At 69.9% G+C, this 13,345-nt stretch carries 12 protein-coding genes; 3 read left to right on the plus strand and 9 right to left on the minus strand.

The features are described from left to right. Window position 1: 1 nt before the first annotated feature. The 4 genes from QQA13_RS00870 to QQA13_RS00885 form a co-directional block, all read right to left on the minus strand. Window positions 2-328, minus strand: a complete 327-nt coding sequence (locus QQA13_RS00870; protein ID WP_108472151.1) for a tetratricopeptide repeat protein — start codon at window positions 326-328, stop codon at window positions 2-4. Continuing rightward, window positions 325-2,067, minus strand: coding sequence for an ArnT family glycosyltransferase (locus QQA13_RS00875; RefSeq protein ID WP_108472150.1), 1,743 nt, complete (start codon window positions 2,065-2,067; stop codon window positions 325-327). Before QQA13_RS00875 ends, QQA13_RS00870 begins: the two co-directional genes overlap by 4 nt. Window positions 2,068-2,139: 72 nt before the next feature. Beyond that, the gene (locus tag QQA13_RS00880) at window positions 2,140-3,171 is read right to left on the minus strand and encodes a CDP-glycerol glycerophosphotransferase family protein (protein ID WP_108472149.1); all 1,032 of its coding nucleotides are present in this window, start codon (window positions 3,169-3,171) and stop codon (window positions 2,140-2,142) included. Further along, window positions 3,171-3,986 (minus strand): glycosyltransferase family 2 protein, encoded by an 816-nt coding sequence (locus QQA13_RS00885; protein WP_108472148.1) that lies wholly within the window; start codon window positions 3,984-3,986, stop codon window positions 3,171-3,173. The genes QQA13_RS00880 and QQA13_RS00885 overlap by 1 nt, the downstream gene beginning before the upstream one ends. A gap of 171 nt (window positions 3,987-4,157) precedes the next feature. On the opposite strand from QQA13_RS00885, the gene QQA13_RS00890 reads away from it, so the two are divergent. From QQA13_RS00890 to QQA13_RS00900, 3 genes are read left to right on the plus strand one after another with little or no spacing between them, the layout of a single operon-like run. Further along, entirely contained in the window at window positions 4,158-5,108 is a 951-nt protein-coding gene (locus tag QQA13_RS00890; protein WP_108472147.1) for a UDP-glucuronic acid decarboxylase family protein, read from the plus strand. Then, complete coding sequence (locus tag QQA13_RS00895) at window positions 5,105-6,043, plus strand: glycosyltransferase family 2 protein (RefSeq protein WP_108472146.1); 939 nt, start codon at window positions 5,105-5,107, stop codon at window positions 6,041-6,043. The genes QQA13_RS00890 and QQA13_RS00895 overlap by 4 nt, the downstream gene beginning before the upstream one ends. A gap of 14 nt (window positions 6,044-6,057) precedes the next feature. Continuing rightward, window positions 6,058-6,897: a glycosyltransferase family 2 protein gene (locus tag QQA13_RS00900; protein ID WP_108472264.1), complete on the plus strand. Its 840-nt coding sequence runs from the start codon at window positions 6,058-6,060 to the stop codon at window positions 6,895-6,897. Here the strand turns inward: QQA13_RS00900 and QQA13_RS00905 are convergent. The 5 genes from QQA13_RS00905 to fmt form a co-directional block, all read right to left on the minus strand. Beyond that, entirely contained in the window at window positions 6,885-7,886 is a 1,002-nt protein-coding gene (locus QQA13_RS00905) for a glycosyltransferase (RefSeq protein ID WP_108472145.1), read from the minus strand. The two genes, QQA13_RS00900 and QQA13_RS00905, sit on opposite strands and share 13 nt — an antisense overlap. 12 nt (window positions 7,887-7,898) lie before the next feature. Continuing rightward, window positions 7,899-9,155, minus strand: a complete 1,257-nt coding sequence (locus QQA13_RS00910; RefSeq protein WP_234411349.1) for an O-antigen ligase family protein — start codon at window positions 9,153-9,155, stop codon at window positions 7,899-7,901. 157 nt (window positions 9,156-9,312) lie between these two features. Then, on the minus strand, window positions 9,313-11,028 hold the full coding sequence (locus tag QQA13_RS00915; RefSeq protein WP_108472143.1) for an ArnT family glycosyltransferase: 1,716 nt from the start codon (window positions 11,026-11,028) through the stop codon (window positions 9,313-9,315). A 68-nt stretch (window positions 11,029-11,096) separates the two neighbouring features. Beyond that, entirely contained in the window at window positions 11,097-12,410 is a 1,314-nt protein-coding gene (rsmB, locus tag QQA13_RS00920) for a 16S rRNA (cytosine(967)-C(5))-methyltransferase RsmB (protein ID WP_108472142.1), read from the minus strand. Beyond that, on the minus strand, window positions 12,410-13,333 hold the full coding sequence (fmt, locus tag QQA13_RS00925; RefSeq protein WP_199909850.1) for a methionyl-tRNA formyltransferase: 924 nt from the start codon (window positions 13,331-13,333) through the stop codon (window positions 12,410-12,412). Before fmt ends, rsmB begins: the two co-directional genes overlap by 1 nt. Window positions 13,334-13,345 lie beyond the last annotated feature (12 nt).

Consider the following 13,345-nt stretch of genomic DNA (forward strand, 5'->3'; position numbering starts at 1 on the left):
TCTAGGGCCGGGGGTTTTCCAGCCGGCGCAGGAACACGCCCATTTCCTTTTCGGCCTGTTTGTCGCCGCGCTGCGCGGCAGCGGCGATGCCGTGGCGCCAGGCGTCGGCGGCAGCGGTTTCGTCGCCGCTGGCCAGGCAGGCCTTGCCGAGCAGTTTCCACGCCGCCGAATACGCCGGGTCGAAACCTGCCGCGCGGCGCAGCTCGTCGATCGCCGCGCCGCTGTCGCCGTCGGCCAGCAGCGCGCTGCCCAGCGAGAAGCGCAGCAGCGCACCGTCGCGTGGGCCGCCGCACTGTTGGCGCAGGCTGGCGATCAACTCGGCGCTCATGGCTGGGTGCGGTAGCGCCAGTCGTCGGCCGGATAGATCCGCGTCGGCTGGGCCGGTTCCGGCGGGGTGTGCCCGGCGCGCAGGTCGGCCAGCGAGGTGGCCGGCCAGACCACCAGCCATGACGAGCGGAACGGCTGCACCAGCAGCGCGTAGCGCAGGTCGTTCGCGTCCGTCTGGTCCACGCGCACCACGATCAGGCCATCCGGGTGGGCACGGGCGAAGTCCTGCACGGCCTGGTCCTGCACCACCGGGTTACCCAGCAGCTCCTCGATCGGGCGGGTCAGCCGGCCCTCGAAATGGAACTGGCCCTCGTAGTTGCCGAGGAAGGCGATCGCCCGGTTGGCCTGGTCGGCGGCGCCGAGCAGGTGCGCGGTGGGGCGCAGGTCGTAGCGCGGCCACAGGGTCAGCGTGAACAGGGTATTGAGCGCGAGCACGCCGACCAGCCCGGCCACCGCCAGCCGGCGCAGCTCGCCACGGCCGCGCAGCAGCAGCAGGCTGCCCAGCAGCAGGAACACCACGCTGAAATAGCGGCTGTATGGCGCCGCGGCATCGGCCCATTCGCCATGCAGGTGGTTGCCGGCCACCAGCAACGGCAGCAGGAACAGCGCCACGGCGAACACGATGCCGCCCGCGCCCAGCGGCCAGGTGCCGAGCCAGCCGTTGCCGGCCAGGCTCGGCCGGCGTTCGCGCAGCACGGCGATGGCACCGGCCAGCAGCAGGGTGATGCCGCCGAGTTCCGGCAACGGGTAGTACAGCTGCTTGCCGCTGATCAGCGAAAGCACCACGAAGGTGGGCAGCAGCCAGCACAGCGCGAAGCGCAGGCCCGATTCCAGCGGCCGGCGCAGACTGGCCACGGCCACCCAGACGCGCGGCCAGCCGGCGAACGGGAACAACATCACCGGCAGCCACAGCAGGTAGAACCAGAACGGCGCGGCGTGGTTCTGCAGGTCCTTGCCCTGGGCCAGCTTGTCGACCACGCGGCCGGCGGTCTGGGTGAAGAACAGCCGCTGCCGGTACGCCTCGCCGCCGGAGAATCCGGCCGGCAGCGCCCAGGCCAGCAGCATCGCGCCGCCGAGCAGCAGCGCCAGCACGCCGCGGCCATACCAGCGCGCGCGGTGCTGGCTGGCCCAGTCGTTCCACAGCGGGCCGAGCAGCCACGGGAAGGCCACGTGCAGCAGCATCACCGGGCCCTTGGTCAGCAGCCCGAAGCCCACGCAGAGGCCGAACAGCAGCCAGCGTGGCTCGCTGCGCTGCGGTTTCGGGGTCAGGCATAGCAGGGCGGCCAGCGTCCACACCGCCAGCAGCACGTCGTACATGATCTGCAGGCCAAACAGGAACGCGTAGCCGAATGCCAGCAGCATCCACGGCGCGGCCTTGGCCATCCACGGCCGCTGCGGGAACAGCCGTCGTGCCAGCAGCGAGACCAGCACCAACTGCGTGCCGCCGAACAGCACCTCCAGCACGCGCGGCCAGACGTCGCTGACGCCGAACGCGAACCAGCCGGCCTGGATCAGCCAGAACAGCAGCGGTGCCTTCTCGCTGTACGGCTGGCCGTTGATGTGCGGCACCAGCCAGTGGCCCTGGTGCCACATCTCCCACGCCACCGCCAGGGTACGGGTGGAATACAGCGGCATCGGCCCGTGCGAGAAGATCGCCAGCAGCGCCACGGCAGTCCACAGCGGCAGCCAGGGCCACACGGCGCGCAGGTGTTCGGAACGGCGGTAGGAGCTGGATGGCACGGGCAGACTCGTGGGAGGTCAGGGAGGGATTCTAGCCTGCGCGATGCGCGTGCAAGGCGACCGGCGGCACGCTCAGGCCGGCCCCCAGTAGCCGATGCGCCGGCGGATCTTCAGTTTGCGCCACAGGTTCAGCGGCTTGCGCCGGCGATTCTTCGCGCCGCGGGCGATGAAGGCGTCGATCGCCTCCAGCACACGTTCGCTGGAGCGGCCGTCGCGGTAGGGATGGATCGTGTCGGCGTACGCGCGGATCGCCGTCATCAGTTCCGGCGGGCGACTCAGCGCGCGCTCGATCGCCGGCTCGAAGTCCTTCGCCTCGTCGATGTCGATCAGCTGCGGGCCAGGCCGGCGGTTCTTGAACGTCACCACCGGCTTGCCGGTGAGCAGGAATTCGTTGAGCGCCGAGGAGGTGTCCGAGCACATCAGGTCGACCTGCGGGAACAGCTCCAGGATGTTGTCGTTCTCGGCGAAGCGCAGGTACTCGTTCTGCAGCGCCTTGAACTTCGCGGTGGTGTCCGGGTTCATCTTCGGGTGGAAGGTGACGATCCAGCGCCAGCGGCCGTCGCGCGACAGCCGCTTCACTTCCTCGTACAGCGTCTCGGCCGCGCTCCACGAGGGCGAGAAGGTGGAGTGGTACAGGATCACCGGCGGCGTGCGCACCGGCGGCAGCGGGCCGCTGATCTCCTGCATGAAAGGGTCGAGCTTGGGGAAGCCGGTCTCGGTCACGCTGAAGTGGCCGACCTTGTCGGCGATCGCCTGGAACTGCGCGGTGTCGCGCGGGCCGGTGGTGCAGTACAGGTCGAAGAAGCCACGCACGTAGATGTGCCGCGGCTTGCCGGCGTCGAAGCCGTGGAAGGTCTCCACCTTCACGCCGGGGAAAAAATGCGGCACCGCGTTGGACGAGGTGATCACCGCGATAGGCTGCCACGCGCGCACCTCGGCCACGCTCAGCAGGCGTTCGCCAGCGACCAGGTCCTCCGCGCCGGGGCCGTCGAAGAACCAGGCCGCCTCGTCGCCGCGGGCGCGGATGGCTTCCTGCAGCGGGCGCAGGATGGCCAGCGCGTAGCGCTCGGAGCCATACAGAAGATAGTGTTTCCGGTTGGTCATCAGCGGTCGATTTCGTGTTTGCGGAGCAGGGCCGTTGCACTCGCCACCGACTCCGGATGGTTGACCATCTCGTAGTAACGCATGCGCTTGTACAGCGCGTAGCTGGCCGCGGTCTGCGCGATCAGGAAGCCGCGCCAGCCGTCCAGGCAGGCCAGCCGGAACACATAGTCCTTGAGGAAGGCCAGCGCGTAAACGAACGGGACCTGCCACATCCGCACCGGCTTGCGCTTGTCCAGCCAGTCGCGGCATTTCAGTTCGGCGTAGCGCAACACCTTCAGCTGCTTGTGCGGCAGGGTCGGGTTGTTGGCGTGGTCGAATGGCGCGCGCAGCGTCGGTGCGGCGCCGTCGAAGCGCAGTGACTCGTGCACCCGTGCGTCGCTCCAGCGCGCGCGGCCCCGGTGGTACAGCCGCGCCAGCTTCTCGCCTACCGACGGGCGATACCAGCGCATCGGCCGGCCCATGTAGATCGTGCGGCGGCGCAGGTACGCCGCCGCCGCGGCGCCGGCGATCAGCGCGGGCAGGCGCTGCTGCAGTTCGGTGGCGAGTTCCGGGCTGAGGTATTCGTCGGCGTCCAGCACCAGGATCCAGTCGTGCGCGCACTGCGCGCTGGCGAAGTTGCGCTGCGCGCCGAAGCCGAGCCAGTCCTGGTGGATCACGCGTGCGCCGTGTGCCTGCGCGATCGCCACCGTGTCGTCGTCGCTGCCGGAGTCGACCACCAGTTTCTCGGCCGCGAACGGCACGCTGTCCAGGCAGCGCGCGATGCTCCCGGACTCGTTGTGGGTGATGACGGCGAGGGTCAGCGGGAACGTGGGCATGCGGCGGATTCTAGCCGAAGGCCATGACCAGCCTGCATGCGGGTGCCGTATCCGTTCAGCCGGATGGGTCGCAGCTTTGCCCGGCAATCCATGACAAAATCCCCTCGCGCCGGTTGATCACGGTCAAGCGTACATCGCACATCTCCCTGCAATGGCACCGAACGGCAGCTCATGAAACGAATCCTCGTCACCGGCGGTGCCGGATTCCTCGGCTCGCACCTGTGCGATCGCCTGCTCCACGACGGCCACGACGTGCTGTGCGTGGACAACTTCTTCACCGGCAGCAAGCGCAACGTGGCGCACCTGCTCGCGCACCCGTACTTCGAGCTGATGCGGCACGACGTGACCTTCCCGCTGTACGTGGAGGTGGAGCGCATCTTCAACCTCGCCTGCCCGGCCTCGCCGGTGCACTACCAGCACGACCCGGTGCAGACCACCAAGACCAGCGTGCACGGGGCGATCAACATGCTCGGCCTGGCCAAGCGGGTGAAGGCGCGCATCCTGCAGGCCTCCACCAGCGAGGTGTACGGCGACCCGGAAGTGCACCCGCAGGTCGAGGGCTACTGGGGCAAGGTCAATCCCATCGGCATCCGCAGCTGCTATGACGAAGGCAAGCGCTGCGCCGAGACGCTGTTCTTCGACTACCACCGCCAGCATGCGCTGGACATCAAGGTGGTGCGCATCTTCAACACCTACGGCCCGCGCATGCATCCGAACGACGGCCGCGTGGTGAGCAACTTCATCATGCAGGCGCTGCGCGGCGAGGACATCACCATCTACGGCGACGGCAGCCAGACGCGCAGCTTCTGCTACGTCGACGACCTGGTCGAGGCGATGGTGCGCATGATGGAATCCGGGCACGGGTTCACCGGCCCGGTGAACATCGGCAACCCGGTCGAGCACACCATGCTGGAGCTGGCCGAGAAGGTGCTGGCCCTGGTCGGCGGTCGCTCGAAGCTGGTGTACCGACCGCTGCCGTCGGACGACCCCCGCCAGCGCCAGCCGGACATCGGCGTGGCCCGCGACCGGCTTGGCTGGCAGCCGACGGTGGCGCTGGAGGACGGCCTGAAGGAAACCATCGGCTACTTCCGCCGCCTGCTGCAGGACGGTGCGGCGGCATGACCAGCTTTGCCGTCGTCATCACCAGCTACAACTACCGCGACTTCGTCGGCACGGCGATCGACAGCGCGCTGGCGCAGAGCCGCGCGCCGATGCAGGTCATCGTGGTCGACGACGGCTCCACCGACGGCACGCCGGCGTATCTGCGCGAACGCTACGGCGCCGATTCGCGGGTGACCCTGCTGTGCGGCGAGAACGGCGGCCAGCTGGTCGCGTTCCAGCGCGGCGTGGCGCAGGCGCGCGCCGACGTGGTCTGTTTCCTGGACGCCGACGACCGCTGGGAACCGGATTACCTGGCGCGCCTGGGCGAGCTCTATGACAGCCGCCGCGACGTCGATTTCGTGTTCTCCGACCTGCAACTGTTCGGCGACGAGAACCGCTGGATGGGCTACGCCGCGCAGTCGCGCGACCTGGGCTTCACCGCGATCAGCACCTACGTGCTGATGCACTGGTACGGCGCTCCCACCTCGGCGCTGTCGATGCGTGCGCTGTGGGCGCGCCGCACGCTGGAGCTGCCGGCGGAGCTGGGCCAGACCTGGCGGCTGTCCGCCGACAACTGCCTGGTGTTCGGCGCCAGCGTGCTGGGTGCGCGCAAGTATTACCTGCGCACCGGCGCGGTGCATTACCGCATCCACGGCAACAACGGCTGGTGGGGCAGGCAGACGGCGGCCACGAAGTACCTCAACCGGTTCCGTTCGCGCTGCCTGATCGAGATCTATGCCAGGAACATCGGCCTGGACGAGCGCTGCCTGGAGAGTGTCAAGCACGAGTTCCGCACCAAGCCGGCTCCTTCCTGGCGCGAGGCGCGGCACTACGCGAAGCTGGCGCGCCTGCGCCACGGCTCGTGGCTGCGCAACCAGCAGCGTGCCGCATCGATCCTGTGGTCGGCGATGCGGTCGAGCCGGCGTGCGTCGGAAGCACGGCCGGCGACGGACTGAGCGAGGTCATCGTGATGCGCATCAGCGTCGCCGTGATCACCTACAACTGGCCTGCCGCGCTGGAGCAGGTGTTGCGTGCGCTGGCCGCGCAGAGCGAGCTGCCGCACGAGGTGATCGTCACCGACGACGGCTCGCAGCCGGCCACGCGTGAACTGCTGGAGCGCATGGCCGCGGATTATCCGGTGCGCCTGGTGCACCTGTGGCAGCCCGACGACGGCGCGCGCATGAGCCGTGCGCGCAACCGCGCCATCGCCGCCGCGCAGGGCGACTACGTGATCCTGCTCGACGGTGACATGGTCGCCGAGCGGCACTTCATCGCCGACCATCGGGCGTTCGCTCGCCGTGGCTGCTTCGTGCAGGGTTCGCGCGTGCTGACCGACGCCGCACTGACCCGGCGCCTGCTGGAAGGCGACGTGACCATGCCGGGCTTCTTCAGCCGCGGCATCGAGCGGCGCCGGCACACCTTGCGCCTGCCGCTGCTGGCGCGGTGGTACGCCCGGCCCGGCACCAAGCAACGCGGCATCAAGAGCTGCAACATGGCGTTCTGGCGCGACGACCTGCTGCGCCTGAACGGCTTCAACGAGGCGATGACCGGCTGGGGTCGCGAGGATACCGAGCTGGCCCTGCGCGCCTTCCATGCCGGCCTGCTGCGGCGCGAGCTGCGCTTCAGCGCGCTGGCGACGCACCTCTACCACCCCACCCGCAAGCACGTCGTCGACAATCCGAACGATCGCATCGTGGACGACACGCGCGCGCGCCGGCTGCTGCGTTGCGAGCGCGGCGTCGAGCAGCATCTGGCCGAGTTCGCCGATCCGCCGCCGGACCTGCGCACGCGCGCCGCTCAGCCGAGCTGACGCAGGGCGGCGTCCAGCCGCGCGGCGAAGCTTGCCTCGTTCGACTCGAACCAGGTCCGCGCCTGCTCGCCCAGCGCCGCGCGCTCGTGCGCGGGCATCGCCAGCAGGCGTTCGATGGCGGCTTCCAGCGCCGCCTCGTCGAAGCGGTGCAGGGTGGCCAGGTTGAACGGCCCGGCTTCGCTGGCGCCGACCAGCACGCCACGTGCCGGGGTGACCAGTTCGTTCATCGGCGGCGCATCGCTGGCGATCACCACCGCCGCGCAACTCATCGCCTCGACCAGGTAATGCCCCCAGCCCTCGGTCTCCGACAGGCACAGGTGGAACAGGTGCGCGTTCTGCAGCCGACGGATCTCGCGCACGTCGCCCGGATAGCCGATCCGGTGCTCGATGTTGGCCGGAACCGGCCCGCTCGGCGGAGTGGCAGTGCGCGGCGACTGCAACACCAGCAGCTTCGGCCATTCCGGATGCCGCCGCCACAACGCCAGCAGCCGCTGCGTGCCCTTCATCCGGCTGGCGCCGGCCAGGTGCAGGAAGGTCGGTTGACGCGGGACTTCCGGCTGCAGGCAGTCGGTGCTGCGGAAGCCGATGTGCAGCGCGCGGCAGCCGCGGGCGGTGAACAGTCCGACGGCATGATGGGTCTTGCACAGGATCGCATCGTAGCGGGCCAGGTAGCGCTGGCTGCGCGGCGACAGCCACTCCGGGTTCGGCACCAACAGGTTCCACCGGGCCAGCCCGAACCAGTCCGGGCGCACGTGCTCCAGCGCGATGTTGATGTCGTACGGCGTGGCCCGCCAGTCGGCGTGGCGCAGCCGTTGCCACCACATGCGCAAATAAAGCAGCAACACCTTGCGGCGACCGTCGTGCCGATGCGGGCCGAGCCGGGTCACGTGGACCTGGTGGCCGAGTGCGACCAGCGTCGTGGACAGCAGCCGGATGTCATGGCTGAGGCCGCGCTGGTTGTCCCACGCAAGCAGATTGATACGGGCCATGGCGGGTCGACGTCAGCGGGACGGAGCGTCGCGCAGCCGACGGCCGATGTCGACGGCCAGGCCCAGCACGAGGAACAGGTAGAGCGATTGCGGCATGGCTCGATAAAACACGTTGTCACCAAATGCACATAGACCATACATGCCGATCACCATCACCCCGGCGGCGGCCGCCGCGGCGACCGGCTCCTGTGCGTGGTTGAGGTGGCGGGCGAAAAAGCCCAGCGGCACGGCGAGAAACAGCAGCAGCATCAGCAAGGCAGGCAGGCCGCCAGCGACCATCGATTCGAGGTATTCGCTGTGCGGGTGCACGTACTTGGCGATCAGCGGACTGGCCTGGCCTGCGGCCACCTGCCCGCGGACATAGACGCCGAACTGGTCCAGGCCGATGCCGGCCAGCGGGTGTTCGCGGAAGGCCTGCCACGCCGTGCGCCACATCTCCAGCCGTTCGCCGACGGCCGTGGCGTCGGCGGCGCCGCTGCCGCCGGTGTCGTAGCTGGTGATCTGGGTCGGGACATCGGCCAGCCGCTGGACCATCTCCCGGTGCAGCGTGGCGGTAACCGCCAGCATGCCGATCACGGTCACCGCGAACAACGCGAGCACGCGCCGCCAGTGCCGCGAACGCACGGCGTGCCACAGCATCAGGCCAAGGTAGACCGGGGCGAATGACAGCAGTGGGCCGCGGCTCTGGGTCAGCACCGCGCCGTACAGGCCGATCACCACGGCCGCGACATGCAGCCAGCGATCGCTGCGCCGGATGTCCGGCCGCAACGCCTGCAGCATCGCCAGCAGCACCAGCACCAGCAGGTACATCGCGAACTCGACCGCGGCCCAGTCACCGCCGTTCAGGCCATACGGGCGATCGGTGCCCAGCACGTAGCGCTGGTACAGGCTGGCCGCACCGAGCAGCACGGCAGTCAGGCTGAAGCCGAGCGCGATCACGCGTTGTTTCAGCGGCAGCGTGAACACGGCCGCGATGCCCAGGAACAGCAGCGTCTGCGCCGGCAGGTCGAGGGTGGACCAGTCGAGCCGGTGGCTCCAGAAGTTGCCGATGTCGTACAGCAGGCGCAACAGGCAGGCGGCGATCACCGGCCAGGCCAGTCGCCAGGCATGCCGGCTTTCCGCCCGCGTGGCCAGCAGCACCACGCCGGCCACGAACAGCAGGGTCATCGGCAGGATCTTGAAGCGCCCGGAGAGGGCGAAACACAGCGGCATGACCGCCAGCAGCAGTGAAGCGGTCCAGATCTGCCATGAAGCCGGATGAGCACGCACGTGAGAAGCCTGTCGAACCAACATGTAATCCCTGTCCGGCCATGCTAACGGGCCAGCGGCGTCGACTTGGCATGCGTGCGCCGCATCGTAACGCGAAGGTTCATCTTCCATATGTGCCGTTCCGTGGACGTGTGGTGAATGGGTGCTGCGCTCTTGTTCAGAGCGTGTCGTCGGCCTGCTGGTCCGCACTGGCGCCCGGCACGCAGCCGGGCACCACCGCGTCGGCCCGGAACAGCCACCACTCGCGGCGGTTGGCGTGGCCGACGTAGGTGGCGCGATGGCGGTCCACGCACGTGCCCATCGCCTCGTCGAGGCTGAAGATCCAGCGATGCGCCGGGTCCTGCCGCTGCCAGGCGATCGCCTCGGCATATTGCTGCGACCACGGTTTCAGGAAGCCGAACTCGGCGACCGGCCCCTGGGCCATCAGCAGGTTCTGCTCCTTCCAGGCGAGCAGGCCGATGGTGGCGTCGGGGCCGGCGATGGCGCGCGCCTGCACCATCACGTCGCGCGCCGAGCGGTCGCCGTTGAGCATCGGATAGCCCCACAGCCCATACACGCTCCACAGCACGCCGGCGAACAGCAGCCAGCCCAGCGGCGCGCGGCGCACCCGCGTCAAGGCGACGACGATGAGGCCGACCACGCCGATGGCCAGCAGCATCCACCAGATCCGCGGGTCCAGGCTCTGCTCGATCTTCACCGCCCAGGCCGGGTGGCGATGCAATGCCAGCGCCGCCGCCACGGTCAGCGCGCCGGCCAGCAGCGTGGTCAGCGCACACACCGCGAGGCGCACACCGCGCCGGCGCAGCAGGCCGGGCAGCAGCGGCGCCAGCGCCAGCGCGGTCATCGGCAAGGCCGGCAGGATGTAGACGTCGCGCTTGCCCGGGCTCAGCGAGAAGAACAGCAGGATCAGCACGATCCAGCCCAGCGGCAGCAGGAAGCGCGCGTCGCGCCGCTTCAGCCGCCGCCACCACGCCGGGATGGCCCACGGCAGCAGCAGCGATAGTGGCAGCCAGTCGACCACGATGATGCCGAGGAAATAGAACGGCGAGTGCAGGTGCCCGGTCGGCGTGGCGTAGCGGTGCACGGTCTGCCCGAACAGGATGTTCTGCACGTACTCGGCGTGCTGCGGGTCGCCGTCGGCATGCGCCACCAGCAGCATTGGCAGCAGCCAGCCCAGGATCGGCACGAGGAACAGCGCCAACCCGCCGGCCCAGCGCCAGCCGCCGGTGGGCAGCGCCAGGTGCCGCCAGTGGCCGCGGCGCGCCACCAGGTACGGCACCAGTATCAAGAGCGCCAGCACGCCGACGCCCTTGGTCGCCACGCCCACGCCAGCGAAGAAGCAGCCTGCGGCGAACCAGCGCCACGATGGCCCCAGCAGCAGGTGGCGCAACAGGCCGTAGTTGGCCAGGGTGATCCAGCCCAGCAACAGCGGATCGATCTGCGCGTTGCGCATCTGGTAGGTGAAGTGGATGGTGACCAGCAGCGTGGCGGCGGCCAGCAGCGCGCTGCGATGGTTCCACAGCCGGCGCGCCAGGTCGTAGACCAGCGCCAGCGCAGTCAGCGCCGCCGCCAGCGAGGGCAGCAGGAAGGCGATGCGCCAGTGGCCGGTGAGGTAGTAGCTGAGCGCCTGCAGCCACATGAACACCGGCGGCTTGTCCGGGTACAGCTCGTGGCCGCGATGTGGGAACAGCCACTGGCCGTGCTCGACCATCCATTGCGCCACCAGCGCGAAGCGCGGTTCATCGGACGGCCACGGATCGCGCAGGCCCAGCCCCAGGCCGAGCAGCAGCAGCGCGAACACACCGAACAGCAGCAGTTCCCGGCGAGCGTCGCGCAGCCACAACGGGCGTGCATGGGACAGGGAGGGCTTCACGGGCGGGAGGGTTCCGTCGGCGGCGGTCAGGGGATGCCAAGCATAGCCCGGCAAGGCGTCATGCCAACTCATGCGTTTGCTTGGCGGGACTTCTGCAGCACCGCGTAGTACATGCCGTCGAGGTCGCCGTCGCCGGGCAGGATCTGCCAGCCCACCGCGGCGGCCTGGCCCGCCGGCAGGGTGAACGCCAACGCCAGCGCGTCGGCTTGCGTGGCCAGCAGCTCGCCGACGATCGCCTCGTTCTCCGCGCGCAGCACCGAGCAGGTGATGTAGACCAGCCGGCCGCCCGGCGCCAGCAACGGCCACAGCGCGGACAGGATGCGGCGCTGCTGCGCATGCATCGCGGCGATGTCGCTCTCGCGCCGGTGCAGGCGCACGTCCGGTCGGCGTCGCAGCACGCCGGTGGCCGAGCACGGCGCGTCGATCAGGATGCGGTCGAACGGCCGGCCGTTCCACCAGCCCTTCGGTGCGCCGGCATCGCCGATCGCCACCTTGGCATTCAGGCGCAGCCGCATCAGGTTCTGGCGGATGCGTTCGGCCCGCGCAGCGTCGAACTCCAGCGCGGTCAGGTCGATGTCGGCGCGTTCGAGCAGGTGGCAGGCCTTGCCGCCGGGTGCGGCGCAGGCGTCCAGCACGTGCAGGCCGTCGTGCAGGTCGGCGAGGTCGGCGGCCACCTGCGCGGCGCCGTCCTGCACCGCGAACAAGCCGTCGTCGAAGCCGGGCATGCGGGTGACGTCGGCGCTGTGCGGCAGTACCAGCGCGTCGCTCAGCCAGGGATGCGCCATGGCGGCGTAGCCGGCGACCTGCAGTCGTGCAATCAGTGCCTCGTGCTCGCTGCGCTGGCGGTTGACGCGCAGCATCAGCGGCGGCTCGCCGTTGTCGGCCGCCATCACCGCCTCAGCCTGTTGCGGCCAGTCGCGCTGCAGCGCGTCGGCCAGCCAGGCCGGGTGCGCGTGGCGGGTCTGCGGCCTGGCGTCAAGTTTCGCAAGCAGGCCTGCGCGCTCGCGTTGCCAGCGGCGCAGCACGGCGTTGACCAGGCCGGCCAGCTGCGGCCGCTTCAGCGCGCGCACCGCCTCGACCGTGGCGGCCACCGCGGCGTAGTCCTGCAGTTCGAGGATTTCCAGCTGCACCAGGCCGAGCACCAGCAGCGCATGCACGGCCGGGTCCTTGTGCCGCAGCGATTTTTCCAGCAGGCCGTCGACCGCCGCGTCGAAACGCAGCCACCAGCGCGCGCCTTCGCTGAGCAGAGCCATCAGCAGGGCGCGGTCGCGCGGATCGGCCAGGCGCGGCGCGGCGCGCTCCATCACGTCGCGCAGCGAGGCGCCGCGCAGGGCCACCTCGGCGAGCCCCCGGGCGGCCAGGGCGCGGGTATCGGTTTTCATCAGCTGCGCCGCAATTCAGGGCGGGCGTTGAGGTAGTCGATCGCACCGATGCGCTTGCCGCCCGCGCGCTGCAGCGCGGTGACGCGCAGCGCGCCGGTGCCGCAGGCCAGGTCGATGCCGTCGCGGCCGGCGGCCAGCACGGTGCCCGGCGCGGCATGATGATCGAGTTCGATCGCGCGGGCGGCCCAGATCCGCAACGGCTCGCCGGCGATCTCGCCTTCGGCCACCGGCCACGGATCGAACGCGCGCACCTGGCGTTCCAGCTCGATCGCGGGGCGGCTGAAGTCGAGCTTCGCCTCGGCCTTGTCCAGCTTGTGCGCGTAGGTCACGCCGTCTTCCGGCTGCGGCGAGGCTGCCAGCGCCTCGCCGGCCAGTGTGCGGCGCAGGCCCTCGGCCAGCACTGCCGCGCCGAGGGTGGCGAGACGGTCGTGCAGCGAGCCGCCGGTGTCGTCGCGGCTGATCGACGTGCGTCGTTCGAGCAATACCGGGCCGGTATCCAGGCCCGCTTCCATCTGCATCAGGTCGACTCCGCTTTCACTGTCGCCGGCCAGGATCGCGCGCTGGATCGGCGCGGCGCCGCGCCAGCGCGGCAGCAGGCTGGCGTGCACGTTCCAGCAGCCGAGCCGCGGAATCGCCAGCACCTTGCGCGGCAGGATCAGGCCATAGGCCACCACCACCAGCAGGTCCGGCCGGTACGCAGCGAGAACCTGCTGCACGTCGGCGGACTTCAGCGACTCGGGTTGCTCGACCGCGATGCCGGCGGCCAGCGCGGCCTGCTTGACCGGGCTGGGCGTGAGCTTGCGGCCGCGACCGGCGGGGCGGTCGGGCTGGGTATAGACGGCCACCACCTCGGCGCCGCTGGCGCGACAGGCCGCGAGGCAGGGTAAGGAGAATTCCGGGGTGCCGGCGAAGACCAGCCGCAAGCCGGGGCTACC

This window comes from Rhodanobacter thiooxydans (genome assembly GCF_030291135.1).
GTDB lineage: Bacteria > Pseudomonadota > Gammaproteobacteria > Xanthomonadales > Rhodanobacteraceae > Rhodanobacter > Rhodanobacter thiooxydans_A.